Raw genomic sequence first — 25,445 nt, forward strand, 5'->3', positions numbered from 1 at the left:
CTTATCACCGGCCGTGCCGGCGCTCTGAGGCCCGCTCATCGCACGTAGATGTCGTCCTCACCCAGCCGCGACGCCGGGTCGAGCAGCATCGCGGCCTCCTGACGCTTCTCGGGCACATCGTGATCGAACCGGCGATCGGCGGGCTTCTCGTACATCGGCCGTCCGCCGGCGATGGCCGAAGCCAGTCGCCGCTGACCGGCCAGCACCCGCTCGCCCGAGCGCTTGGTGTAGTCCGCCCGCTCCTGCTCGCTCAGCGAGGCCAGGAACGCCTGCGGGTGCACCAGCGCGATCAGACCCGACACGTGACCGAAGCCCAGGCTGGTGACCAGACCCGCCTTCAGCGGGAACTTGTCGCCCAGCCGCAGGGTCTCCCGCACCCATACAAAGTGCCCGGACGAAGCCAGCTCATCGTCGACGCAGTCCAGGCTGCGGTTCGGCGGGATGACCCCGTCGCGCAGGATCTGGCACAGGCCCATCATCTGGAACACCGCCGCACCGCCCTTGGCGTGGCCGGTCAGGCTCTTCTGGCTCACGACGAACAACGGGGCCCCGGCCGCGCGACCCATCGAGTCGGCCAGCCGCTCGTGCAGCTCGGTCTCGTTGGGATCGTTGGCCAGCGTCGAGGTGTCGTGCTTGGAGATCACCGCGATGTCATCGGCGCCGACTCCCAGCTTGGCCAGCGAACGGGCCAGCTGCGAGCCCTTGCCACCACGCCCGGCGCCGAGCGCACCGAGCCCGGGAGCCGGGATCGAGGTGTGCACGCCGTCGCCGAAGCTCTGGGCGTAGCCGACCACGGCAAGCACCGGCAGACCCATCCGCAGCGCCAGGTCGCCGCGCGCCAGCAGGATGGTGCCACCGCCCTGCGCCTCCAGGAAGCCAAGCCGGCGACGATCGTTGGCGCGAGAGAACTTCGAGTCGCTGATGCCCTTGGCCCGCATGGTCGCGGTCTCGGCGGTGGCCGCCATGTCACCGAAGCCAATCACGGCCTCCAGCGTCATGTCATCGAAGCCACCGGTGACCACGAGTTCGGCCTTGCCCAGACGGATCTTGTCCATGCCCTCCTCAACCGACACCGCCGCGGTGGCGCACGCGCCGACCGGATGGATCATCGAGCCGTAGCTGCCGACGTAGGACTGGATGACGTGCGCGGCAACGACGTTCGGCAGAACCTCCTGCAGGATGTCGTTCGGCTTGGCCTTACCCATCAGGTTGCCGTGGTACATCGTCTGCATCGACGTCATACCGCCCATGCCGGTGCCCTGCGTGGAGGCCACCAGGCTGGGGTGCACCCAGCGCATCAGCTCGGTCGGGGTGAAGCCGGAGGACAGGAACGCGTCGACCGTCGCGACGATGTTCCACAGTGCCACCCGGTCGATCGAGCTGGCCATGTCGGCGCTGATGCCCCAGACCGTCGGGTCGAAGCCGGTCGGGATCTGCGCCCCCACTGTCCGCGACAGCTTGGTCTTCCGCGGGACGCGAATCTCGGTGCCCGCCTTGCGGATCACCTCCCAGTCCGACGAGTCGGGGAGGGGGCGGGCGACGGTGCGCTCGGGATCGAATTCCACGAACGAGCGCGCGTCGGCCTCCGACGACACGACGAACCGGAAGTCCTTTTCCAGAAACACGCTGACCATCAGCGGCGATGAATGATCGGCCTCCAGCGCCCCATCGCCGACGAATTCGCGGATGCCGCAACGCTCCACGACGGCGTCGTGATAGCGCTCGACCAGCTCGGCCTCGTCGACCAGGTCACCACTGGCACTGTCGTACCAGCCCGGCTTGGGGTCGTCCTCCCACACGATAAGCCCAGTGGTCCAAGCCAATTCGAGCACGCCGGCGGCCGACAGCTCGTTGTCGACCTCCATCTCGAAACGGGTGCGCGAGGAACCGTACGGGCCCAGCTCGGCACCGCCGACAATGACCACCAGGTCAGCCGGGTCGACATCGAGGTCGTCCCAGGCCGGCGGCGTCGAGGCGGCGTAACCGCGCGGCGGCGACGGCAGTGCGGCGATGGTGCCCACCGCCTCAGCGGCCGCAGCCGCATCCGGCGATTCAGCAGCCATCTCCTCACGCGCCTTGGCAGCCAGCTCGGCCATGTCGAGTTGGACGTCGCCGAGCCCACCGGTCAGGTCCACCTTCAGCGGGGCGTTGGCCGAAGCGACCTTGGCCTCGATGGTGCACAGATCCAGCAGCATCGCCGCCATCTCCTCTGTGCTGTAGGTGATCACGCCGGCCTCTTCGACGGCGCCGACGATGGCGTCGTTGTGGCCCATCAGGCCGGTGCCCTTCGTCCAGCCGATCAGCGCGTGCGCGAAGCTGACCCGCTGGGCCCACGACGTTTCCGCGTTCCACCGGTTGACCACCGCGTCCAACGCGGACTTGGACTCGCCGTACGCACCGTCACCGCCGAACATGCCGCGGTTCGGTGAACCGGGCAGCACCACGTGCAGGCGCGAGGCGATGTCCCGCTCGGCACCGATCGACGACAGTCCGCCGATCAGCCGCTCGACGGCCCACAGCAGCACCTTCATCTCCATCTCGGAGCGTGAGCCGGCCTCCGACAGATCGCCGGCCACCCGCGGTGCCGCGAACGGGAACAGCAGCGTCGGGGTCAGCGCATCCTTGAGGTGGATCGCTTGCGGCCCAAGGCTTTCAGTCTGCTCACTGCCGACCCAGGAGGCCAGCGCGTCGATGTCGGCGTAGGAGGCCATGTTGGCCGGCACCACCCACAGCGACGCGCCGTAACGGGCGTGGTCGCGGTAGAGGGCCTTGTAGAACGCCAGCCGCTCGTCGTCGAGCTTGGAGGTTGTCGCAATCACCGTGGCGCCGCCGTCGAGCAGGCCGGCGACCACCGATGCGGCGATCGAACCCTTGGACGCACCGGTTACCACCGCGACCTCGTCGCTGTAGTGACCCTTGTTCGGATTCTCCGCACCCGCGGCGATCCGACCGAAGAGCGAGGCGTGGATGGTGCGGCCGTTGGCCAGCGCCCTGCCCTGCCACCAGTTGGCCTGGGTAGCAACGACATTGCCGGCACCCTCGAAGCGCTCCCCCAGTGTCGGCCAGTCGGCGTCGATATCGCCCTCGTCGGCCAGCCACAGCTTGACCAGATCCTCGCGTGCGCTGGCCCAGCGGTCGTCGAGCAACACGGCCTTCTTGGCGTCGAACGCTGGAGCCACCAAGCGCGGCCAATCCGAGCCGAGCTCGGCGGTGACCAAGTCGATGAGGTCGGCGTCGGTGGCGGCCGGCGCGGCCGTCACCGGGTTGTCCAGGCCCAGCTGCCCCAGCACCAGGCGGGCAGCCGAGGCCAGCACGCCCTCGCGGCCGGTGACCTGCTCGGCGAATTCGGTCAGCGCGGCCGAGTCGACCACACCACCGACTGCACCGCCGGCGGACGGCAGCGAGACCGCGATGCCCTTGCGGGCCGCCACCGAGATGACCGCGGCGTCGATGGCCTTGTCCACGGACGCGGCGTCGGCCAGCGCACCCTCGTGCAGGCCACCCAGCGCACCGCCGCGCACGCTGCTGCCCTCACGGGTGCCCAGCGCCAGTTCGGCGGTGACGTGCTTGGTCCACCCGTCGCCGAGTTCCCAGGTCTTCTTGACCCGTTCGGCGATCGCGGCCGGACGCTTGCCCGACGGGCCGAGCACCGTACGCAGCTGGTCGTTGATCGCGTCGGACAGCACCGGGCCGAACGGCTTGTAGGTGCGTGCCAGCTTGGACACCTGCCCCTTGAGCGAGGCCAGGTCCGCCTCGGCGGCGCCGTCGATGGCGCCCAGGTTCAGCTCCGAGCCGAGGTCGACGAGCAACTGGTTACGCCGAGAGGACGCACCGTCGGTGATCGACTCGATCGAGTCCAGCGACTCGATCTGGTCGATACGCATCTTGGCGCTCAACGCGATCAGCGCCAGTGTGGCGTCACCCGCGTCGAATCCGATGTCGTCGGGACGAGGGCCACCGGAGGGCGCAGCAGCCGGGGCTGCGGGTGCCGGCGCGGCCTCGACCGCGGCGGCGTCGGCCGGTGCCTCAGCGGCGGGCGCTTCGTCGATGTCCGGCTCGGGATCGGTGTCGGTGGCGAACAGCACGGCGGCGTCCCGCTCGGAGTTGAGCACTTCCACTGTGCTGTGGGCGTATTCGGGCAGCTTCAGCGTGTTGCTGGCCAGGCCGGCGACCGTCGGAGCGGACTTCACGCCGATCTCAACGAAGCGCTCGACACCCAGACCGCCCGCGGCCTCCTCGATGAAGAGCAGGTCTTGCGTCTCGATCCAGCGCACCGGGCTGGCGAACTGCCAGGCCAGCAACTCGATAACGATCTTGCGGCACAACGCATGCGGCTTCTCGTTACGCCACGTGTCGTAATCGGCCAGGATCTCGTCGAGTGGCTCGGCGGGCACCAGGTCGCGGATCTCCTGCACGAAGTCGCGATCCAAGGTGAACGGCCGCGGCACGAGGTTCGGGATGTAGCGCCCGACGATCAGCGCCGGATCGGCGTCCTCCGGCATGACGCGTTCCAGTGCCCGACGGAAGTCGTCGACGCCAACGCGCAGCACGTCGGAGTGGAACGGCACGTCGATACCGGGGACCAGAATGAACGACCGCTTGCCGCCGCTGATCTCGCGACGCCGCTCGACTTCTTCCTCCAGGGCCTCCAGGCCGCGAACCGTGCCGGCGATCGCATACTGCGAGCCGCGCAGGTTGAAGTTCACGATCTGCAGGAATTCGCTTGTCCGCTCTGCGATCTCGGCCACGAAGTCCTTGACGTCGGCGTCCGGGAGGTCGATCTGCGAGGGACGGATCGCCGCCAGCCGGTAGTTGGACCGGCCCATCTCGTCGCGCGGCACGATGTCGTGCATCTTGCTGCCGCGGTGGAACACCACCTCCAGCAGGGCTTCCAACTTGTAGACATTCGACACACACGCCAGCGCGGTGTACTCACCCACCGAGTGACCGCAGGCGATCGCGCCCTCGACGAACGCGCCTTGCTCGCGCATCTCGGCGACCTGAGCCGCTGCAACGGTGGCCATGGCCACCTGAGTGAACTGCGTCAGGTAGAGCACCCCCTCGGGGTGCTGGTAGTGCACACCGGAGGCGATCAGGCTGGTCGGGTTGTCGCGCACCACGTGTAACACCGAGAAGCCCAGGGTGTCGCGGGTGAACTTGTCCGCGGTGTCCCACACCTTGCGGGCGGCCTTGGAGCGCGCGCGCACCTCCATGCCCATGCCCTTGTGCTGGATGCCCTGACCCGGGAAGGCGTACACCGTCTTCGGGGCCGCCAGCCGGGCTGTCGCACTCATCACCAAGTCGGTGCCGACCTTGGCAGTGACTTCCAAAACCTCAGCGCCCAAGTCGATTCCGACGCGGTCGACACGGAAGTCGATCTCGTCTCCGGGCTTGACCATACCCAGGAAGCGGGCGGTCCAGCCGATCAGCTTGGCCGGCGGGGCGGGCTTGCCGTCGGTGGCGGTCACCACGTGCTGGGCGGCGGCCGACAGCCACATGCCGTGCACGATGGGCGAATCCAGGCCGGCCAGCAATGCGGCGGCCTGGTCGGTGTGAATCGGGTTGTGGTCACCGGAGACCACGGCGAACGGCCGCATGTCGACCGGTGCGCCGATGGTGACGTCGCGACGACGGCGGCGCGGAGTGTCGGTGGCGTTCAACGACACCGCTCCCCCGGCCCGCACCGGGTCGGTCAGTTCCTTGGCTCCGGTGCGCCCGCGGATAGCGAAGCGCTCCTCGAGAACCGCCAGGATGATGCCATTGGCGTCGGTGACGTTCACCGTGACCGGCACGACACGGCCAACTTCGGTGTCCGTGGCCACCGAAGCCGTTGCGGTGACGGTCAATTGGGCCGGTACCTTGGGCAGCGGCTTGAGCAGCCGGGCCGCGTGGTCCAGGTGTACCAGGCTCAGCAGGCCCTCGACCACCGGGAATCCACTGTCGGTAGCAGCGCCGCCGATCGCGGCGAACACCGCGGGCCAGCACCGGCCGACCAGCGCATCGGGCACGGTCGAGAGGGTGGGGGCAAGCGGTGCGCCGAACGTCGCCGTCACGCCGGTGTGGTCGGCGACCCGCTCGGGATCCCATGCGATGGACACGATGGTGGAGCCGTTGACGACCGGCGGGAGCGCATCGGGGCCGTCGACCCCGGCAGCGATGGCCAGCACGGCACGCATCGCGGTAGCGGCGTCCTCGGTGCGCACCACCGGCATGCCGCCGTCGACGACGGTGGCCGGCAACGTGTAGGCGATGTCGATCCACGTGCCCGACAGCGGAACACTCAACACCACCCGGTCAGGCGCGGTCACCTCGAGTCGTGCGCCGGTGGAATGGTTTGTCGCGGAACGGTTGTCGTGCACCAGCCAGTCGGACGGTGCAGCGATGCGGTGCACCGGGTTGGTGGCGGTGCGACCGGCCCACAGCACGTCGGGCGAATCCAGCACGATGGCCAGCGGCCCGGTCACGTCAGTGCGGACGCGCAGTCGCGCGGCGACGGGCTCGGGCGTAGCGCCCGCGGCCAGCACCTGGTCGACGGCGGCCTGCTCGAAGCGGTCGAGCAGTTCACCCACCGGCTCGTCGACGCGGGTGATTCCGGCGACGGCTTCGGTGCCCGGAATGATGCAGACCTGATCGGCGGTGTAGCGGGCGTCGTGGGCTTGCCACAGCGAGTCACTACGCCACCAGCGCCGCACGTCCTTGTCGATGACCGGCACGAAGTTCACCGGCTTGCCCACCGTCTTGCACAGCTGGACGAAGAACGGCACGTCGGCCGGATGCAGCAGCACCGACGCGGCGTCGGGGTACCGGGACTGCAGGACCTGCAGCGCCTGGTCGGGGTTCTCCAGCAGCCACTCGCCCTCGGCCGTGGACGCGGCGAACAGCGTCTCGATCTGGCCGGTGTCTTTCGTGTTGAGCCGGGCCTCGGCGCGCTGCAGCATCTCGGCGAAGCGCTCGCGCCAGGTGATATCGAGCCACGGCGAGTCGGCGGCCTTGGTGTCGGCGGTGGAGTCACCGTCGCCGATGGCCAGCTCGACGTAGCGCTGCAGCCACTGCAGGTAGCTCATGTCGGCGACGTCGCCGAAGTACGGCTTGGCGGTGACCGCCATCGCGGCGATGATCTCCTCGCGGCGCGCTGCGACCGCGTCGGCGTCACCCGCGACATCGTCGAGCAGCCGGCCGCATCGGGAGGCGGCGTTGTCGATCTCATGGATGTCGGCGCCGAGCTGGCTACGCCCGGAAGCCATGCCGTTCAAGGCTTTTCCGGCGCCGACCCAGATGTCGGTGCCCGCGGTATCGACCAGCAGCTGCTTGACCGCCGGGGAGGTGGTGGCCTCCAGCGTCGCCATCGCGGCGGTGCCGACCAGGATGCCGTCCACCGGCATCAGCGGGTAGCCATAGGCCACCGACCAACGGCCGGACAGGTATTCCGCGGAACGCTCGGGCGTACCGATGCCGCCGCCGACGCAGACGGTGATGTTGGCGCGACCGCGCAGCTCCGAGTAGGTGGTCAGCAGCAGGTCGTCGAGGTCTTCCCACGAGTGGTGGCCACCGGCGCGGCCACCCTCGATGTGGACGATGACCGGCTTGGTGGGCACCTCGGCAGCGATCCGGATGACCGAGCGGATCTGCTCGACGGTGCCCGGCTTGAACACGACATGGGCGATGCCGACGGTGTTCAGCTCGTCGATCAGCTCGACGGCTTCCTCCAGATCGGGAATGCCGGCGCTGACCACGACGCCGTCGATCGGGGCCCCGGACTGCCGCGCCTTCTGCACCAGCCGCTTGCCACCCAGCTGCAGCTTCCACAGGTAGGGATCGAGGAACAGAGAGTTGAACTGGATCGCGCGGCCCGGCTCGAGCAGCGTGGCCAGCTCGGCGACGCGCTTGTCGAAGATGGCCTCGGTCACCTGACCGCCACCGGCCAGCTCGGCCCAGTGCCCGGCGTTGGCGGCGGCGGCGACGATCTTGGCGTCCACGGTCGTCGGCGTCATACCCGCGAGCAATATCGGCGAGCGGCCGGTGAGCCGGGTGAACTTGGTCGACAGCTTCACCGAGCCGTCGGGCAGACGGACCAGCGAGGGCGCGTAGCTCGTCCACGGCTTGGCCACCTCGGGCACCGCGCCGACGGTGAACAGGTTGCGCTGGCCGCCGCGAGTGGCGGCGGGCACGATGCCGATGCCGAGCCCACGGATGACGGGCGCGGTGAGCCGGGTCAGGATGTCGCCGGGACCCAGGTCGAGAATCCAGCGGGCGCCGGCCTCGCTCAGCGCCGTGACCTCTTCGACCCAGTCCACCTGCTGAACCAGGATGGAGTCGGCCAGGGCGCGAGCAAGCTCGACGTCCAGTCCGACCGCCTCCGCCCAGCGGCCCACGATGTCGATGCCGTCGGCCAGCCGCGGCGTGTGGAAGCCCACCTCGACCTGGACCGGATCAAACACCGGGCTGAACACCGCGCCGCCGCGCACCTTGTTCTTGCGGTCGGCGGCTTCGGCCTCGGCAATCTGCTCGCAGTACAGCTCGAATCGGGACAGTTGCTCGGGGGTGCCGGTGATGACGACCGAGCGCCGGCCGTTGCGGATCGACAGCACCGGAGGAAGCACGGTACGGACGTCCTGAGCAAACTCTTCGAGCAACTCGTAGATGCGCTCGGGTTCAGCGTTGGTCACCGAGACCATCGGTGGACGGTCGCCGAGCACCGAAATGCCGCGGCGGCGGGCCACCAGGGTGCCCGCGGCGCCGATCAGCTGTGCCAGGGCCAGCAGTTCGACGTCCTTGGCACCGCCGGCGCGGAGCGCCGCCACGGCCAGCACGCCCTGTGAGTGGCCGGCAAGGGCCACCGGCGGGGTGGCCACCAGATCCAAGCCCTGACGCGACAGGGCGCGGATGGCGCCGATCTGGGTCAGCAGGACGCCGGGAACCGACACCGCCGCTGAAGTCAGCTGCTTGGCTGAGGGCACGGGTTCGTCGGCGGCCAGCGCGCGCACCCAGCGCAGCGGCTCGAAGCCGATCGGACGGACCACCACCAGTTCGTTGGCGACGGGCTCGAGCAGCAGCTCAGCCTCGCCGGCCAGAGTCGCGAGCTCGGATTCGATGCCGGCCGAGGTGACCAGCTCCTCAAGGGTCTCCAGCCAGACGCTGCCCTGCCCGCCGAAGGCCACCGCATAGGGCTCACCGGCGTTGAGCCGGTCGACGAGGGCGTGAGTGCTGGTCTGCTTGGCACCGCCGCGCCATGATCCGTCGCCCGTGGATAGCCTGTCGTGCTCGTGGATCGTCACCTTATGTATCTCCCTCGGTCCTCATCGTCGCGTCTTTGCGTCTTCGTATCGTGTGTGTCGGAGTGTCAGACCTGCGCTGCCTTGCGAAGGTGTCGTCGGCGATTCCCCGTCGAATCACGGCGTCCGCCCGGTCCCTGTGTTGAGGGGTCTGCGAACATCCCGGCTGTACTAAGAGTGGCATAAGAACCAGCACTATTTTCCGGCCGATATTGGTTACTGGCGAGTTCTACGCACGGGTAACAGCACGACGGGTAACGCATCGCCGAACAGTCACCCAGACCATCCGGGACAAACGTCCTGCATGCAGGTGGTTACGGTTGAGTAGGCGCAATAGCGCAGATCAAAGCACGATTGTTATCCAATCGTTACCTGTCAATTTGTCGTCGACGGCGGTCCGGCGAGACGGCCACCCAAGCACTTGCTCGGTTTTTCAGTCGACAATTGTTCACCAAAATGGCGTCGGAGAGTTTGCTGGCAAAACATTACCAGTCAGTAAGTTTTGCGCTTTGACTCAATCCCACTGGCCGAATTGGGGCTTCAAGATGTCGTTCACGTCGACCCCGACTCCAGCGACCTTGCGCTTGTCGATCTCGACCTGGTGCAGGTGCGCGGCGGGGTGTGTGTAGCCCTGCGGTGAGCCCCAGTTGTGCTGCCAGAACCAGGATCCGATGCCGTCCTGCAGCGCCCAGTCGATGACCTTGGAATTGCCGTACACACCGACCCGCTGGTGCCCGATGACGGATTCCCAGGCGCGCAAATAGGGCGCTACCTGCGCTTTGTACTGGTCGAGGCTGGGATCGTCGTCGATCGAGACATAGATCGGAGCGGCTACCGGACCGCCGGCGGCGGTGTGCAACTCCCACCCCCGATTGGCATGAGTGAGGCCGGCTTGCTCGCCGCCGAGCCAGTCCGCGCTGTCCGCCTTACCGAACTGGTAGTTGGACACGATCTTCAGTCCGGCTTGGTACAGATCGCGGGCTTCGGGCAACTGGATCGGCTTGCCCAGCATCCACTCACCACCCGGGCGCCGGTCGGAAACGTACCGAATAGCGCCGAGCGCACCGGAAGCCTTGAGGTCGCTGGCGCTGATGACGCCGGCGGCATAGTCCAGCAGCACGCCGAGCGGTTCGGCGGTCGCCGACGGCGGAGCGAGGGTCGACGCCCACGTCCCCAGACCCAGAGCGACCGGCGTTGCGGCGGCCAATTTCAGCACGTCGCGGCGCGACACTGACACGCGCCTCAGCTTACGACAACCACCTCAGCGATCTCAGCAACGCCACTGGCCACGTCCGCATCGCTGGCGACGGTCATCGTCGGGCACGCGACTCTGCCGATCTGGGCGCAACGACCTGGCAGGTGTAACAAGGAAAGCCATTTGCGTGCCCGGGAGATGATTGTTGGGACGTACCGGTAAGGGGGTTATGGGCAGTGCGGGCCTGGATTGTGTGGTCGACGGGGGTGTTGGCCTACATCGTGGCCGTCCTGGATCGGACGACGCTGGGCGTCTCCGGGCTGGACGCCGCCAAGCGGTTCTCGGCCAGCCCGGGTGTGCTGTCGACCTTCGTCGTGCTGCAGGTCATCGTCTACGCCGCCGCACAGATCCCCGCCGGGCTGCTGCTGGATCGCTTCGGGTCCAAGGTGATGATCTTGTCCGGCGCGACGCTGATGGTGGCCGGACAGCTCGCGCTGGCGTTCACCGTTTCATTGCCTGCGGCGATCGGCGCCCGCGCTGTGGTGGGCCTCGGTGACGCGTTCACCTTCATCTCGGTGCTGAGGCTGGTTCCACATTGGTTCACGCCCCGCCAAATCCCATTGGTGACCCAATTGACCGGTATCTCAGGGCAACTCGGGCAGGTGCTGTCCGCCGTTCCATTCCTGTCGCTGCTGATCGGCTCGGGCTGGACGAGGGCCTACACGACTGTCGCGGCGTTCGGCGTCCTGTCGCTGGTGCTGACGCTGCTGCTGGTGAAGAACACGCCGCCCGGCGTCACGGTCCACGACCCGGCGGTCAGTCTGCGCGAGACGCTGTCCAGCGTGAAGACAATCTGGATGCGGCCTGGCACCCGGCTGGGGTTCTTTACTCATATGGGCACCCAGTTCTCGGTCACGGTGTTCGCGTTGATGTGGGGCGTCCCGTATCTGACGGTGGCGCAAAATCTTTCGCGCAGCCAGGCCGGCACGCTGCTGACGATTTCGGTGGTCGCCGCCATCGTCTTCGGGGTGGTGATCGGCATGATCACCGGTCGGCACCCGCATCGGCGCTCGTGGATTGTGCTGGGCATCGTGATCAGCAATGCCCTGGTGTGGACGGTCGTGCTCGCCCTGCCGCACGCCGCGCCGCACTGGCTGCTGGTCGTGCTGATCGTGGTGATCTCATTCGGCGGGCCGGGATCCATGGTCGGCTTCGACTTCGCCCGCACCTTCAACCCTCGCTCTACGCTGGGCACGGCGCAGGGCGCGGTGAACATGGGCGGTTTCCTGGCCTCGCTGCTGGTGATGCAGGCGATGGGCATGATCATCGGCGCGGCCGGCGGCTATTCGTTCAACTCGTTCCGGCTGGCGTGGTGCGTGCAGTACGTGGTGTGGGTACTGGCCATCGCCGCCATCCTGATCACCCGCAAGAAGGCGCGACGCACAATCGGGGACATCGAGGAGAGCCGCTACCTGCTGGAGTTTTTCAGCGACGCCGAGGTGGCGCCGGTATCTCGCCGCGGTCGGTAACACTCGCCGGCCGGGCCCCGATATCCGTGTTAGCCCCGAGCTGCCGTGCAAACCCGACTCCACGGCAGCCCGGGCTCCAACTTTTCTCAGCCCCGGTTTGACTTCTGTCTGCGTTGATTCACAGGAAGTTGAACCAACGCTGTATCCCAAAATTGTCAGCCGTGTCGGCCAGTGCGATCAGTCCGTTGCCGAAGATGATCGCCGCGTCATGATCGAAACTGATGCCGGCAAGGGCGGTGCCGTTGTCGCCGAATACGGCGGCGAAGTTGTTGTTGCCGGTAGTACCGTTCGCGCCGCCCGCGATGGGCCCGTACCCGTAGGGCGTAACGGCACCGTCGCCGTTGTTGCTGCCGAGTTGGAGTGCGAAGTTGTGGTTGCCCTGGCCTGCCTGGGCACCGCCACCGAAGGTCTCCGAGGTCCCGCTGTTGGTGTTGTTGCCGATTGTGATGGCGGTATTGCCGTTGCCTTGGAAGGCCCCCGCACCGCTGGCTGAGCCGTTGTTGTTGCCGACATTGATCGCCGTGTTGTGGTTGCCGTTGAAGGCCAAGGCGCCCAGCAGGAATCCGTTGTTGTTGCCGATGTCGATCGCCGTGTTGAAGTTACCCAGAGTCGCGGCGACGCCGTTCGCACTGCCGGCGTTGTTGCCGATGTCGACGGCCAGGTCGAAGCTGCCGGCGCCGTCGTCGCCCAGGCCATCTCGACCGCCCGCACCGGCAGTGCTGTTAGTACCGGCGGCCACAGCGAAGTTGAAGATGCCGCCGACGGCGTAGGCCGTACTGTTGGCGCCGACGGCGACGGCGATGCTCCAGGCGCCCGAGGTGGCGGTCGCGCTGCCCGACTGGAGCAACGTATGGCCCAAAATAGAGATGGCGACGTCCGGCACAAACCGCTGCGCCGAGACGCTGCTTGCACTCACCGCGGTGACGGCGCGGACAGAGCTTCCCGAGGATGTCGACTTCACCGCGGCCGCAGCCGTTTTCGGTCGGCTGGGCGCCGAGTTCGTGACAGCCTTCGGGGCATGGCCAGTCGGCGCGCCAGATGTCGAATGCGAGGACGCGGCACTCTTGCCGCCGTCGTCGGCATGTGCGATACCCGAGCCGCAAGCCAGCACGGCGCCGAAGCCCAGTGTGAATGCGCCTGCGCCGAGCCAGCGATAGGCCTCCACCCGTCGCGTACCGGCGCGACGAGAAGCTCTTCCGCCCTGCGCCCTTACGCCAACGACCAATTTGGTCATGATGAAATCCCTTCGAGTTGTTGAACTTTGCTCGGTGTGGACGCTAGCGGTCACACCCGCATAGGCTTCGATTTTTACTCACACTGAATGCTTAATGTCCTTGCATATCAGCATTTTTCACGCTTTGAATGTCAATCAATCTTTAGTGCAGTACTTTTCGACCGGAAGCTGTGCCGAATCGGTAAGCAGTCAAGGGATAACGCCGACTGTGCCAGTAGACCTCCGGGGTGCTGGCGGCCCGCAACGGAACATCCCCGTGCTTGTCGAAGTAGTAACTGTTGGACTGCTTACAGCTGTCCTGCCAGAAAATCTGCCGACGCCGCTTGCGGAGCATCGAGGCGAAATAGCGATCGTTGGCCTCACGCGTGACCTCTACCCGCGTCGCATGCCTGCGACGGGCATGCTTGAGACAGCGCACGATGTGGTGGGCCTGAGCCTCGATCAATGCGAAGTACGACGACCCGACGAATCCGTAGGGCCCGAATATGGTGAAGAAATTCGGAAAGCCCGGGACACTGACGCCCTGATAGGCCTGCAGCCGACTGGTGTTCCAGAACTCAGCGAGCCGCTGCCCCCCGACACCGGAAATCGGATAGGTAGGCAGCTCGTCGGGATCAAGCACTTTGAAGCCCGTCGCCAGGATCAAGACGTCAACATCGTGCGACAGCCCGCCGGCAACCACCACACTCGAGCCGGTGATCTTGTCGATCGGCGCAGTGACCAGTTCGACGTTGTCACGGTTGAACGTGGACAGATACGTGTTGTGGAAAGCCGGTCGCTTGCAGCCGACCGCGTAGCGCGGGGTGAGTTTGTCCCGCACCTCCGGATCGCGGACCTGGCGGCGCAGGTAGGCCTTGCCCGCCTCGGCCATGTGCTTGACCGTGGGGTTGACCGTGAAGTAATGCGTCACAAGAGGGAAGGTGAGCTCGACGTAGGCCTGGCTCACCAATCGCTGTATCGACTTGACCCCCGGTATCCGCATCGCCAACTGCTGCCGAGCCGATAGCGGCCGATCGGCTTTAGGGAAACACCAGATTGGGGTGCGCTGAAATACGTTGAGCTGCGCTACAATCGGAGCGATCTCGGGAATCAACTGAACCGCTGATGCGCCCGTCCCGATGACGGCCACTCGCTTACCTCTGAGGTCTTGGCTGTGATCCCAACGCGCGGTGTGGATGGTCGCTCCGGCGAACGAGTCCACCCCGTCGATATCGGGCAGATTTGGCGTGGTCAGTATGCCGCTGCCGTTGATCAGGAACCGTCCGGTCAGTACCTCATCTGAGTCGAGCTCCAGGCGCCAGAACTCGTTGTCTTCGTCGAACACCGCGCTCCGTACCGCGGTGTTGAATCGGATCTTGGGCCGCAGGCCGTACTTGTCGACACAGTGCTCGGCGTAGGCCCGAAGCTCGCGCCCCGGCGCATAGGTTCGTGACCAGTTAGTGCTCTGCTCAAAGGAAAACTGATAGGAGAACGACGGAATATCCACGGCGATACCGGGATACGTGTTCCAGTACCACGTGCCGCCGGGGCCGCTGCCGGCCTCGATGACCTGGTAGTCACTGAATCCCGCTTTGTCGAGCATGATCGCCGAACCGATACCGGAGAAACCGGCCCCAACGATCAGGACTTCGTGGTCCGGATTCTTCAATTGTCCTCCACATGCACATGGCCTCCAAACGTGCGAACTCAGCGGCGACGCTAGCAGCCGAAAGCGGCAGGGCGACAGCACAATCTGAGCTTCAAGACCCCTTTTGTCTCGGAAAGACAAGAAAACGTCGCCGCAGGTCAAGGGGGGCGCACCGAGCCGATGAACGTCGCCGGTGGGAGCGCCGAGCGGTGGCCGTCGTCCTGTTCATAGGTTGATCCGGGGTTTATACCTTGACATCTCCACGGCGCCAGCTGAGTGTCTCCCACATGTACGTCATCCGGGGAGCATCGCTGACCGGGTATGTGAGCCTTGTCCGGCAGCTCGGTGGAGATCCGCAGGCTCTGCTACGCGACGTGGGGATCTCCCCCCACCACGCGGGAGACCCCGGTGTCCTGTTACCTGCGGCAGGGGTCGTCAGCGCGATCGAGTCCGCCGCCGTCGCCACCAATACGGCGGATTTCGGCCGCCGCCTCGCCGACAAACACGGCGCCGAGATCGTGGCCCCTCTGATGGTCGCCGCGCGCTCGGCGACCACGGCTACCGAGGGACTTGCGGTACTCGGCAAGTTCGCGGCCGCGCACAGCAACGGAGTCTCCCTCGACCTCCTCGGCGGGCCGCATGCCGACCTTCGATTCCTGGCGGTGCGTGTGGTCAAGGACCCGTCGCGCCCTCAGCACCATTCGATCGAGGGCTCGATCACGGTTGCACTCCGAGTTCTCCAGGCAGTCCTGGGCAGCGATTTTTCGCCGCGCACGGTGCACATTCCCCACCCGCCGCTGACCTCGCCACACGACTACGAGCGATTCTTCGGCTGCCGGGTGTTGTTCGACCAGCCCGTGCCGGGGCTCATGTTCACATCGGCGGACCTGAAGCGCCCGACCCGTCCCGACGCACCCGTCCACGACACGGCCGTCCGGTACCTGACCATGCTGACCGACAAGCCGGCGTTCAGCGCCGAACAGACCGTCACCGACGTCCTCAAGGCGCTGCTCCCCCTCGGCACACCGCGGATTGCGACGGTCGCACGCCAGTTCAACGTTCATCCCAAGGCGTTACAACGTCAGCTCGGCGCCGAAGGGACGACGTTCGCAGATGTCCTCGACCGGCTGCGACGAGAAACCGCCGAGCGGCACCTCAGCGACGTCGACGTCAGCTTTGCCGCCCTTGCCCGTCAGCTCGGCTACTCGAATCAAAGTGTCTTCACCCGGGCCTGCCTGCGCTGGTTCGGCCGCACGCCCAGTCAATACCGCGAACACCGCGACGTTTGATCATGCGGTAACCGAGGTATCACCCAGGGCCTCGAACGAGCTCGCAGTCGCGCGGGCGCTGTCCAATCTGGCCGGCCAGCCGTTTTGCGACGGCAATGTCGGAGATCGACGCTGGGGTCATCGGGCGGGTGCCACAATAAGGGCCGCCATCCCCCGGGGAGCCGCACATGCCCGAACCCTCCGCACCGCCGTCGATCGTCGTCGGCGTGGACGGGTCACGGGGCGCCGTGCGGGCCGCGCTGTGGGCCATCGATGAAGCCATCAGTCGCGATATGCCGCTGCGGCTGCTGTACGCGATCGAGCATCCCGGTGCCGAAGCGGCCGGCGCGCACGAGGAGGCACGCCTGCTGGCCGGCGCCGAACTGGCGGTGAGCTATGCGGCCACTGCGCTCCAGGCCACCGAGCGTCCGGTCGAAATCGAGATCGAGATCCTGCAGGGCAAGCCGGTCGCCGCGCTGATGGAAGCGTCCCGCGCCGCGGCGATGGTTTGCGTCGGGGCGGTCGGGATCAAGCACTTCGACCACGACCGCATCGGTTCGACGGCCACCGCGTTGGTTACCTGCGCGCACTGTCCGGTCGCGATCGTCCGCGGTTCGGAGCGCCCCACCGAGCACAGCTGGGTCGTCGTCGAACTCGACGGGTCCCCCGACAGTGCGCCCGTGCTGCAGTTCGGTGTGCAGGAAGCCCGATTACGGGGAGCTCCACTGCGAGTGCTGAGCTCATGGCAGTCGCGCTATACCGACGTTCACGACTCGCATGCGGTCGCCGACGGAAACCGGATGGTGCGCGCCCAGCTCGACCGCCGCCTGTCACATTGGAAGAACACCTACCCCGATCTCGATGCACGCCCGGTCGCCATTCACGGCAGTGTGCTGAACTATCTGGCCAAGAACAGCGCGGACATTCAGCTGGTCGTGGTGGGTGCACGCAACGCCGAGGGCATCGAGGAATTGCTGGGCCCAACGGGCTCTGCGGTCCTGCACAACACCGATTGCTCGGTTTTGGTGGTCGATCGTCAGCGCTTGTTGTGACCCTTGGCACGTGAAGCCCGATATCGTTGGGCCATGGTCAAGGTCTTTCTCGTCGACGACCACGAAGTCGTTCGCCGCGGACTGATCGACTTGTTGTCGGCCGATCCCGAGCTCGAGGTCATCGGCGAGGCCGGCTCCGTGACACAAGCACTGGCACAGATTCCCGCGCTGCAGCCCGATGTCGCGGTGCTCGACGTCCGGCTACCCGACGGAAACGGCATCGAGTTGTGCCGTGACCTGCTCTCGAAGATGCCCGACCTGCGGTGCCTGATGCTCACGTCGTTCACCTCCGATGAGGCGATGCTCGACGCAATCCTTGCCGGGGCAAGCGGTTACGTCGTCAAGGACATCAAGGGAATGGAACTTGCCCAGGCCATCAAAGACGTCGGCGCGGGCCGTTCACTCCTGGACAACCGTGCGGCGGCGGCGTTGATGGCCAAGCTGCGCGGCGCCGCGGAACGTGCGGATCCGTTGTCAGGCCTTACCGAACAAGAGCGGGTCCTGCTCGGCCTCCTTGGCGAGGGACTGACAAACAAGCAAATAGCCGCGCGAATGTTTTTGGCTGAAAAGACGGTAAAAAATTACGTATCTCGATTACTGGCAAAACTTGGGATGGAGCGGCGAACCCAAGCTGCCGTGTTCATTTCGAAGCTCGATCACAATAATCACAACGAACATTGAAGCGCCGCCACCGTTCTGGTGGCAGCATGGGTTCGGTGACCGGCAGAGTCGGCCCGGAGGGGAATCGCAGCGCTGCGCCACCGCTGCGCGACACACTGTCGCAACTGCGATTACGTGAGCTACTCGTCGAGGTCCAGGACCGCGTCGAGCAGATCGTCAAGGGCCGAGACCGGCTTGACGGTCTGGTCGAGGCCATGCTGGTGGTGACCTCGGGTCTTGAGCTGGACGTCACCTTGAAAACCATCGTTGATACTGCGATTGACCTGGTCGACGCCCGTTATGGCGCGTTGGGCGTACGCGGCGACGACAACGAGCTCGTCGAGTTCATCTACGAGGGCATCGACCAGGAAACCCGGGACGAGATCGGCCCGCTACCCGCAGGTCGCGGCGTGCTCGGCCATCTGGTCGACGAGCCGAAGCCGATCCGGCTGGACGACATCCTGCAGCACCCGGCCTCGGTGGGCTTTCCCCCGAACCATCCGCCGATGCGGACCTTCCTGGGTGTTCCGGTACGCATCCGCGACGAGGTGTACGGCAACCTGTATCTCACCGAGAAGGCCGACGGCCAGCCGTTCAGCGAGGACGACGAGGTGATGGTCGAAGCGCTGGCGGCCGCAGCGGGTATCGCGATCGACAATGCCCGGCTCTACGAACAGTCGCGAGCCCGGCAGTCGTGGATCGAGGCCACCCGTGATATCGGCACCGAGCTACTCGGTGGCGCCGACCCGGCCCAGGTGTTCCGGCTCATCGCCGACGAGGCTCTCGAACTCACCACCGCCGATGCGGTGCTCGTCGCGGTGCCCACCGACACCGAACTCCCCACCGATCAGGTCAGCGAACTCCTCGTCGTCGAGACGTCCGGGGTGATCGGCCACGCGCAGTCGATGGAGCCGATCAAGGTGGCGGGCAGCGTGATCGGTGAGGCCTTCGCCACTCAGACGCCGCGCCGGTTCGACAACATCGGTGACGAGCTGGCGGTCATGCCCGGAGCCGGGCCCGCGATGGTGCTGCCACTGCGCACCACCGACACCGTTGCCGGTGTGGTGGTGATTCTGCGCCGTCGCGGCAGGCAGATCTACAGCGACGAAAAGCTCGACATGATGGCGGGTTTCGCTGATCAGGCCACGCTGGCCTGGCAGCTGGCCACCACCCAGCGGCACGTACGTGAGCTAGACGTGCTCTCCGATCGCGACCGCATCGCCCGCGATCTGCACGACCACGTCATCCAACGGCTCTTCGCCATCGGCCTGACGTTGCAGGGCACGATTCCGCGCGCCAAGGAGCCCGAGGTACAGCAGCGGCTCGTCGCCACCGTCGATGAGTTGCAGGGCGTGATCCAGGAGATCCGCACCGCGATCTTCGATCTGCATGGCGGGTCGGCGGGCACCGCCCGGCTGCGCCAGCGCCTCGACGAGGCAGTCAACGCGTTCGGCGGCTCCGAGCTGCGGACCACGGTCCAGTACGTCGGGCCGCTATCGGTGATCGAGGCCCCGCTGTCCGATCACGCCGAGGCGGTGGTCCGCGAGGCGGTGAGCAATGCGGTGCGCCACGCAAACGCCGAAACCCTGACGATCACCGTTCGAGTCGACGACGAGCTGGCGATCGAGGTCGTCGACGACGGCTGCGGGATGCCCGCCGATGTCACCCCCAGCGGGTTGATCAACCTACGGCGCCGCGCCTACGAGGTCGGCGGGGACTTCACCGTGAGCGCCGCGCCGGGCGGCGGCACTGTCCTGAGATGGACGGCACCGCTGCCCTGACGCGCGACGATCACCGGCATCCGGCAGCCGTGCACCACCGCCGTGCTGACCGAGCCCAGCAACATACCGGCGAATCCGCCGCGGCCATGGCTGCCGACCACCACCAGTTGTGCCGCCTCCGACTGCTCGATGAGCTGGTCGGCCGGCCGGTCGGCGACGACCACCCGGCGCACCCGCACATCGGGGTAGCGCTCCTGCCAACCGGCCAGCTGTTGCGCCAGCGTCTCCTCGGCCTGCGTCTGCATCGCCGACCAGTCGAGACCGGGGAACTCAAAGACCGCGGCATCGCTCCAGGCATGCACGGCGACCAGATCCACCCTGCGTAGTGAGGCCTGCTCGAAGGCGACCTCCAGCGCCCGCTGCGACGCCGGCGAACCGTCTACGCCCACCAACACCGGAGCCTTCGACGGGTACACCGTCAACGGGTCCTCGTCGTGGATGTCGTGGATGATCGCCACCGAGCAGTGCGCATGGTGGACCAGCCCGGTGCTCACCGAACCCAGCAGCCCGCGGGCCAGGGCACCTTGGCTGCGGCAGCCGACCACTACCAGCTGCGCATCCTTGGACAAGTTGACCAGCGTCGGCACTGCCGGTCCGCTGGCCAGTTCCGTGCTGACCTCCACGTCCTTGGCGGCTTCCGCTAACGTCCTGCGGGCGGTGTCCAGAGTCTCGCGGGCCGAATCCTCTTGCCATTGAAGGAAACCCGACGGCATCGGAACTTCGGGGAAGGCCAGTACCGCCGCCGAAGTCAGGACGTACACCAGCCGGACGGACAGCCCGCGCAGTGCCGCGTCGCGCGCCGCCCAGTCGACGGCCGCCTTCGACTCCGGAGATCCGTCGACGCCGACCAGCACATCGTATTTATTTGCAGCAGTTGACATCTGATACCCTTTCCCAGTCGATCACCTCGGCCAGAGGGCGACGGGGCGTCGCAGGCAGCGGGTCGGCGTTCACCGCCGCCCAGCCCACGCGCAGCATCATCTGGGGGTAGCCGCTGGCGCCGAAAACGTCAGCGCGTATCGCTTCGCGGGTGTCGGCGATCTCGAGCGGCTCGGTCACCGGGCACGTCGCCAGACCCATTGCCGTCGCCGACAACAACACCAAACTCGTTGCCTCCCCGGCACGTAATCGGGCCAGGTCGTCGTCGGTCTCGGTACCCAGCGCAAGTAGGACGGCATTGTCCTCGGCCGGCGGAGTCTGCGCCGGCTGCGTCAGCGCCGGGCCGGCGAATACCCGAGCCGGGACCACCGCGTGCGGATCTGACGTCGGGGTATTGCGGGCCGGCACCCCGGCAACCGATCCGTACCGGCCGCTCCACGCGTTCAGTTCGCTCAGGTAGTCGGTGTTGCCGGCGTGCTTCCAGACCGATTCGGCGATGATCGCGGTGATATGAGGCAGCAGCTCGAGCTGGCGCAGCATCACCCCGGCACGGGCCGCGCGCGCCCCCATCAGCGCGATATCACCGCCGGGCACCGGCCACGAGCTGTAGTTGCGGCGGTCGGTGCGGCGCCGGGCGATCGCCGCCGCCAACGTGATGTCGAGCTCCCCCGCCGGGTGTCCGTAGACGTCGATAGAAGCCAGGAGGTTGACGTCGGCGGGGTTGGGGAAGCGCCGGATCCGGGCCTGCCAGCCCAGTGCAGCCAGCGCGACCGCGCAGTGGTGCAGGGCGGCCCCGCAGCTCACGAGCAGATCGCGCCGGTCGGGGTCAGTCTGCGGTAGGTGCCTGCTGGGGTCGGCGTGCAGGTGCAGACTCTGCGACCCGACCCGCCAGTGCCACGGTTGCGAGTTGTGCACTGACGGTGCCTGCGTCGCCAGGGTGACAACGGCCCGAACCGTGTCCGGGTCAGGGAAGGTCGCACTCATGATGTCCACTCTCGCCGGGCCCGCCCCGATCTGACAGAGACGTAAGTCCCAAGGTGTCGGGACTTGTGCAGCCGGGTCGCGGGGTGGTCAGGGGTGCCTGCTGGTCACTCCCCCATCGACCACCAAGTGCGTGCCGGTGACGAACGAGGCCTTCGGCGACATCAGGAAGGCCACCGCGGCACCGACCTCCTCGGGCTCGCCCAGCCGGCCCATCGGCGCAGCTGCCTCGAAGCCCTGGCGCACCTCGTCGACGTCGAGCGCGATCTGCAGCATCGGAGTGCGGATAAACCCCGGGCACACCGCGTTGACGCGGATGCCGTCGGGACCCAGTTGTGCGGCCATCGATCGGGTTAGGCCGAGCAGGCCTGCCTTCGAGGCGCAGTAGGCGGGGATGAACGGGTTGGCGGTCAGGCCTTCGATGCTGGAGATCCCGACGATGGCGGGCCCGGCCCCGGCCCGCGCGGCCTCTTGCAGGTGCGGCAGCAGCAGCTGCGCCAGGATCGCCTGGGCCTTCAGGTTGACGTCGAGCACGGCGTCCCACGATGCCTCGGTGTAGGCCCCCACCGGTTCCGGGATGACCCGTCCGGCGGCATGCACCAGTCCGTCGATACCGTCCAGCGCGGCCGCGGCGGCGTCGACGGCCGCGCTGAGCGCAGCGCCGTCGCAGACGTCGACCACCGCGTGCGGCATGCCGAGTCCCCCAGCGACGTCGGCCACCGCGGGAGCGATGTCCCACAGCGCGACGCGGCGCCCGTCGGCGACCAACGCCTCCGCGCAAGCCCGTCCGATACCTGATGCCGCTCCGGTGACGATGACGCCGCTCATGCGCTTACTCCTTCATCGAGGTCCGCAGCTCCGCGCTGGGCGGGTTGTCGAACCACAGGTTCTCCTCGCGCAGCTGCTTGCTACGCCATCCGCTTTCGGTGCGGACCATAACGTGGTGGTAGTAGCCGCCGCAGGCACTTGTCTCACTCGCACCAGGCAGCAGCATCGGGTTGTAGAACATCGCCCGCACCGTCGCGGTGTCCCCGTCGATGTCGGCCTCGACATTGGTGACGTAGTGCTGGGTCATCGGCATCTGCGCCAGCGAGCGTTCCAGCCAGGCCGACACCTCGTCACGGCCGCCGACCAGGCCACCCGCCGAGCTGTAGTCGATGTGGGCATCGTCGGTGAACAGCGAGCGCCACAGGTCCCAGTCCTTGCCGTCGACGGCTCGGGCGTAGCGGTTGAGCACCGATGCGATCTCGAGTTCGTCGCTGATGCGTTGGATGTCCATTACTCACCCCTTGTGTAGGAAACCCTTGCGGCGCTTGGACTCTGCCGTCCCAGCTGCCTCGATGATGGCGCGCACGGTGCGCCGGCAGCGGCCGCATTCCGCGCCCGCCCCGCAGGCGTTGGCGACCTGCTTGGTGGTGCACGCGCCCGCCTCGACGCATTCGGCCACTACTTGGCTGGTGACTCCGTTGCACAGGCAGACGAACATGGTCGAGACTTTCAGAGGTTCTCGTCTATGCGCATGATGTTCTGCAGTCGGCCGACGAAGACCGGTGGGTAGGCGCCAATTCCGGTGTGGCCCATCCATTCCGCAGCAACATCTGGATGGTCAACCCAGGCGATCGCATCGGCCTCGTCGTCGAGTTCCTGCAGAATCAACATCTCGTGGTCGTCGTCGAAGGCCTGGAAGATGCGCACGGCCCGAACGCCGGCGGCGGCGAACCGGGACAGTCCCTGGCGCACACCGGCGATCACCGACGACACATCCTCCACTGCGGCGATAGCGCCGACGATCACCCCGGGTGCACTCCCCTCGGGAGGCTCGACCAGGGTGTGTTTGTCCACCGTCTCCCCGGCGAAGATGGCAGGGATGTCTTCGAGACCGACGTCGTCGAACCAGTTGAGAAACACCCGTGAGCGCAGCACCTCCAGGATGGGTTCCCGGTTGCGCAGCGACATAGTCACCATGACGCGGCCCTGCTCCCGCGTCGAGCCGTACACCAGAACGTACTGGGCGCCAAGGCCGACCAGGGAGGCTCTGCCTCGCTGCAACGTGGGCCACACCCGACTCGGGTCGGGGACCCGGTAGTCCATGGCGAGGACGAGCGAGTGAGCGTGAACCTCCGCTGTGCCGTCCACGCCGATCCCGCCCTAGTCGCTGGCCGGCAGCGGCTTGGCGGTCTTCTGTTCGAGCGGAGTGGCGCCCACACTGAGGCTGCCGGCTCCGGCCTTGGTGACCAGCAGTTCGGCACCGCTGGCGTCGACGTAACGCTTGCCCATCACCGTGCCCTCGGAGAAGGCCGGATCCAGTTGGACCCCTTCGGTTTTCGCGGCGTCCAGCGGGATCATCGCCACCCCGCCGGCACGCAGGTCGTCGAGGCTGTCCGACGAGCGCACGACGATCACCTGGGTGTCACAGACCTGGCTCTGCAATCGGGTGCCGGTCTTGATCATCGTTGTCCTCCTGGGTTCACTGGGATGGGTGTCGGCGACTTGAGCTCGTCGGCCAGTTGACGGCGCAGCACCTTGCCGGTAGGCGTGGTGGGCAGTTCGTGACGGAACACGACCCGGTCGGGCGTGCGGGAACCGCGTAGCTGGGTGCGCACGTGGGCGCGCAGGTCTTCCGGGTCCGGCGTGATGTGCGCGACGGGAACGACGACGGCCACCATGATCTGGCCCCATTCGTCGTCCTCGACGCCGACCACCGCGACATCGCGCACATGCGGGTGCTCGACGAGAACGTCCTCGACCTCGGCCGGGGCGATGTTCTCACCGCCGCGGATGATCGTGTCGTCGGAGCGCCCCCCGATGAACAGGTATCCGTCGCTGTCGAGGTAGGCCACGTCCTTCGTCGGGAACCAGCCTTCCGCGTCGAGTACCGAACCGATCTCGGCGTAACGGCCTGACACCTGGTCGCCGCGGACGAACAGCTCGCCGACTTCTTCGGGGCCCAACACTGTGCCGTCGTCGGCGCGGATCTGAACCTCGATGCCCGGCACCGGTTGTCCGACGGAGCCGAGGCGCTTGCGCGCGGTCTCGTCGGCGGCCTCGTGGGCATCTCGGTGGTCGTCCGGGGTGAGAACGGCGATGGTGGAGCTGGTTTCAGTCAGCCCGTAGGCGTTGACGAAGCCGACCTCGGGTAACAGTTCCAGCGCCTTACGAACGAGGGGCAGCGCAACTTTCGAGCCGCCGTAGGCCAGCGTGCGCAGCGCGGGCAGTGGCGTGGGGTTGGCCTCCAGCTCGGTGATGATGCGGTCGAGCATGGTGGGCACCACGGTCGCGCTGGTGACGGCCTCGGCGGAGGCCAGCCGGATCCACTCACGCGGGTCGAACTTGCGCAGGTACACCATCTTGCGGCCGGCGTACAGATTCGACAGCGCCGCACCGACACCGGCGATGTGATAGGGCGGTACACAGATCAGCGCGGCATCGCCGGGCTCGGCGGAGGCGAACTCGACGGTGCCGGTCACATAGCTGGTGAGGTTGTTGTGAGTCAGCTCAACGGCTTTGGGCCGCGATGTGGTGCCCGAGGTGAAGAGCACCACCGCCACGTCGTCGGGGTCGGGGAATTCGGCGGCCGGCTCAGCCGTCGCCGCAGCGGCCAGGAACTCCTGCGATTCCAGACGAGAGGCACCCAAACCCGCGACCACGTCGGCGTATTCGGCGTCGAAGACGATCAGCGGTTCGGGCAGCCGTTCGATCAGTTCGGCGAGCGCTTCACCGGAGAGCCGGTAGTTCAGCGGCGTGAATGCACGTGCGGCGCGCGCCGACGCGAAGATCAGCAGCGGCAGCATGGCGCCGCCGAGGCCCACGTACACGACACTGCGCGCACCGGAGGCGGCGATGACCCCTGCCCCGCCGTCGGCCAGGACGTTCAGCTCGCCGACGGTGAGCCGCTGGTCGTCGGTGACGACCCCGACCCGCTCGGAGTCGGAGGACGCCATCTCCAACAACAGTGCCACGCTCATCG

Annotated in this window: 17 protein-coding genes; 5 read left to right on the plus strand and 12 right to left on the minus strand. The window is 66.9% G+C overall.

Annotated elements, in window-relative coordinates; all coding sequences use genetic code 11:
- Nucleotides 1-35: 35 nt before the first annotated feature.
- Both CG716_RS18465 and CG716_RS18470 read right to left on the minus strand, forming a co-directional pair.
- Entirely contained in the window at nucleotides 36-9,275 is a 9,240-nt protein-coding gene (locus CG716_RS18465; protein WP_094482206.1) for a type I polyketide synthase, read from the minus strand.
- Nucleotides 9,276-9,786: 511 nt separating this feature from the next.
- Nucleotides 9,787-10,509, minus strand: a complete 723-nt coding sequence (locus CG716_RS18470) for a DUF1906 domain-containing protein (RefSeq protein WP_094482208.1) — start codon at nucleotides 10,507-10,509, stop codon at nucleotides 9,787-9,789.
- A gap of 194 nt (nucleotides 10,510-10,703) precedes the next feature.
- On the opposite strand from CG716_RS18470, the gene CG716_RS18475 reads away from it, so the two are divergent.
- Nucleotides 10,704-11,996 (plus strand): MFS transporter, encoded by a 1,293-nt coding sequence (locus CG716_RS18475; protein WP_094482210.1) that lies wholly within the window; start codon nucleotides 10,704-10,706, stop codon nucleotides 11,994-11,996.
- A gap of 118 nt (nucleotides 11,997-12,114) precedes the next feature.
- On the opposite strand, the gene CG716_RS18480 is transcribed toward CG716_RS18475, so the two are convergent.
- Complete coding sequence (locus CG716_RS18480) at nucleotides 12,115-13,230, minus strand: hypothetical protein (RefSeq protein ID WP_133066974.1); 1,116 nt, start codon at nucleotides 13,228-13,230, stop codon at nucleotides 12,115-12,117.
- Between the two features lie 142 nt (nucleotides 13,231-13,372).
- Entirely contained in the window at nucleotides 13,373-14,878 is a 1,506-nt protein-coding gene (locus CG716_RS18485) for a flavin-containing monooxygenase (protein WP_094482214.1), read from the minus strand.
- 230 nt (nucleotides 14,879-15,108) lie between these two features.
- On the opposite strand from CG716_RS18485, the gene CG716_RS18490 reads away from it, so the two are divergent.
- From CG716_RS18490 to CG716_RS18505, 4 genes are all read left to right on the plus strand, one after another.
- On the plus strand, nucleotides 15,109-16,146 hold the full coding sequence (locus tag CG716_RS18490) for an AraC family transcriptional regulator (RefSeq protein WP_133066975.1): 1,038 nt from the start codon (nucleotides 15,109-15,111) through the stop codon (nucleotides 16,144-16,146).
- Nucleotides 16,147-16,313: 167 nt separating this feature from the next.
- The gene (locus CG716_RS18495) at nucleotides 16,314-17,177 is read left to right on the plus strand and encodes a universal stress protein (RefSeq protein ID WP_094482218.1); all 864 of its coding nucleotides are present in this window, start codon (nucleotides 16,314-16,316) and stop codon (nucleotides 17,175-17,177) included.
- Nucleotides 17,178-17,210: 33 nt separating this feature from the next.
- On the plus strand, nucleotides 17,211-17,858 hold the full coding sequence (gene dosR, locus CG716_RS18500) for a hypoxia response regulator transcription factor DosR/DevR (RefSeq protein ID WP_094482220.1): 648 nt from the start codon (nucleotides 17,211-17,213) through the stop codon (nucleotides 17,856-17,858).
- Nucleotides 17,859-17,884: 26 nt separating this feature from the next.
- Nucleotides 17,885-19,618, plus strand: coding sequence for a sensor histidine kinase (locus tag CG716_RS18505; RefSeq protein ID WP_094482222.1), 1,734 nt, complete (start codon nucleotides 17,885-17,887; stop codon nucleotides 19,616-19,618).
- Here the strand turns inward: CG716_RS18505 and CG716_RS18510 are convergent.
- From CG716_RS18510 to CG716_RS18545, 8 genes are all read right to left on the minus strand, one after another.
- Complete coding sequence (locus CG716_RS18510; RefSeq protein ID WP_094482224.1) at nucleotides 19,537-20,499, minus strand: universal stress protein; 963 nt, start codon at nucleotides 20,497-20,499, stop codon at nucleotides 19,537-19,539. The genes CG716_RS18505 and CG716_RS18510 overlap by 82 nt on opposite strands.
- Entirely contained in the window at nucleotides 20,480-21,481 is a 1,002-nt protein-coding gene (locus CG716_RS18515; RefSeq protein ID WP_094482346.1) for an Acg family FMN-binding oxidoreductase, read from the minus strand. The genes CG716_RS18510 and CG716_RS18515 overlap by 20 nt, the downstream gene beginning before the upstream one ends.
- Nucleotides 21,482-21,568: 87 nt before the next feature.
- Complete coding sequence (locus tag CG716_RS18520; protein ID WP_094482226.1) at nucleotides 21,569-22,306, minus strand: SDR family NAD(P)-dependent oxidoreductase; 738 nt, start codon at nucleotides 22,304-22,306, stop codon at nucleotides 21,569-21,571.
- A 4-nt stretch (nucleotides 22,307-22,310) separates the two neighbouring features.
- Nucleotides 22,311-22,757 (minus strand): nuclear transport factor 2 family protein, encoded by a 447-nt coding sequence (locus tag CG716_RS18525; protein ID WP_094482228.1) that lies wholly within the window; start codon nucleotides 22,755-22,757, stop codon nucleotides 22,311-22,313.
- Nucleotides 22,758-22,760: 3 nt separating this feature from the next.
- Nucleotides 22,761-22,964, minus strand: coding sequence for a (2Fe-2S)-binding protein (locus CG716_RS18530; RefSeq protein WP_094482230.1), 204 nt, complete (start codon nucleotides 22,962-22,964; stop codon nucleotides 22,761-22,763).
- Nucleotides 22,965-22,975: 11 nt separating this feature from the next.
- A complete protein-coding gene (locus CG716_RS18535; protein ID WP_094482348.1) occupies nucleotides 22,976-23,569 on the minus strand; it encodes a fatty-acid--CoA ligase in 594 nt (197 codons plus the stop codon).
- 57 nt (nucleotides 23,570-23,626) lie between these two features.
- Entirely contained in the window at nucleotides 23,627-23,929 is a 303-nt protein-coding gene (locus CG716_RS18540; RefSeq protein WP_094482232.1) for a hypothetical protein, read from the minus strand.
- Entirely contained in the window at nucleotides 23,926-25,443 is a 1,518-nt protein-coding gene (locus tag CG716_RS18545; protein ID WP_094482234.1) for a class I adenylate-forming enzyme family protein, read from the minus strand. The genes CG716_RS18540 and CG716_RS18545 overlap by 4 nt, the downstream gene beginning before the upstream one ends.
- Between the last annotated feature and the right edge of the window lie 2 nt (nucleotides 25,444-25,445).

This window comes from Mycolicibacterium sphagni (assembly GCF_002250655.1).
Taxonomy (GTDB): Bacteria; Actinomycetota; Actinomycetes; order Mycobacteriales; family Mycobacteriaceae; genus Mycobacterium; species Mycobacterium sphagni.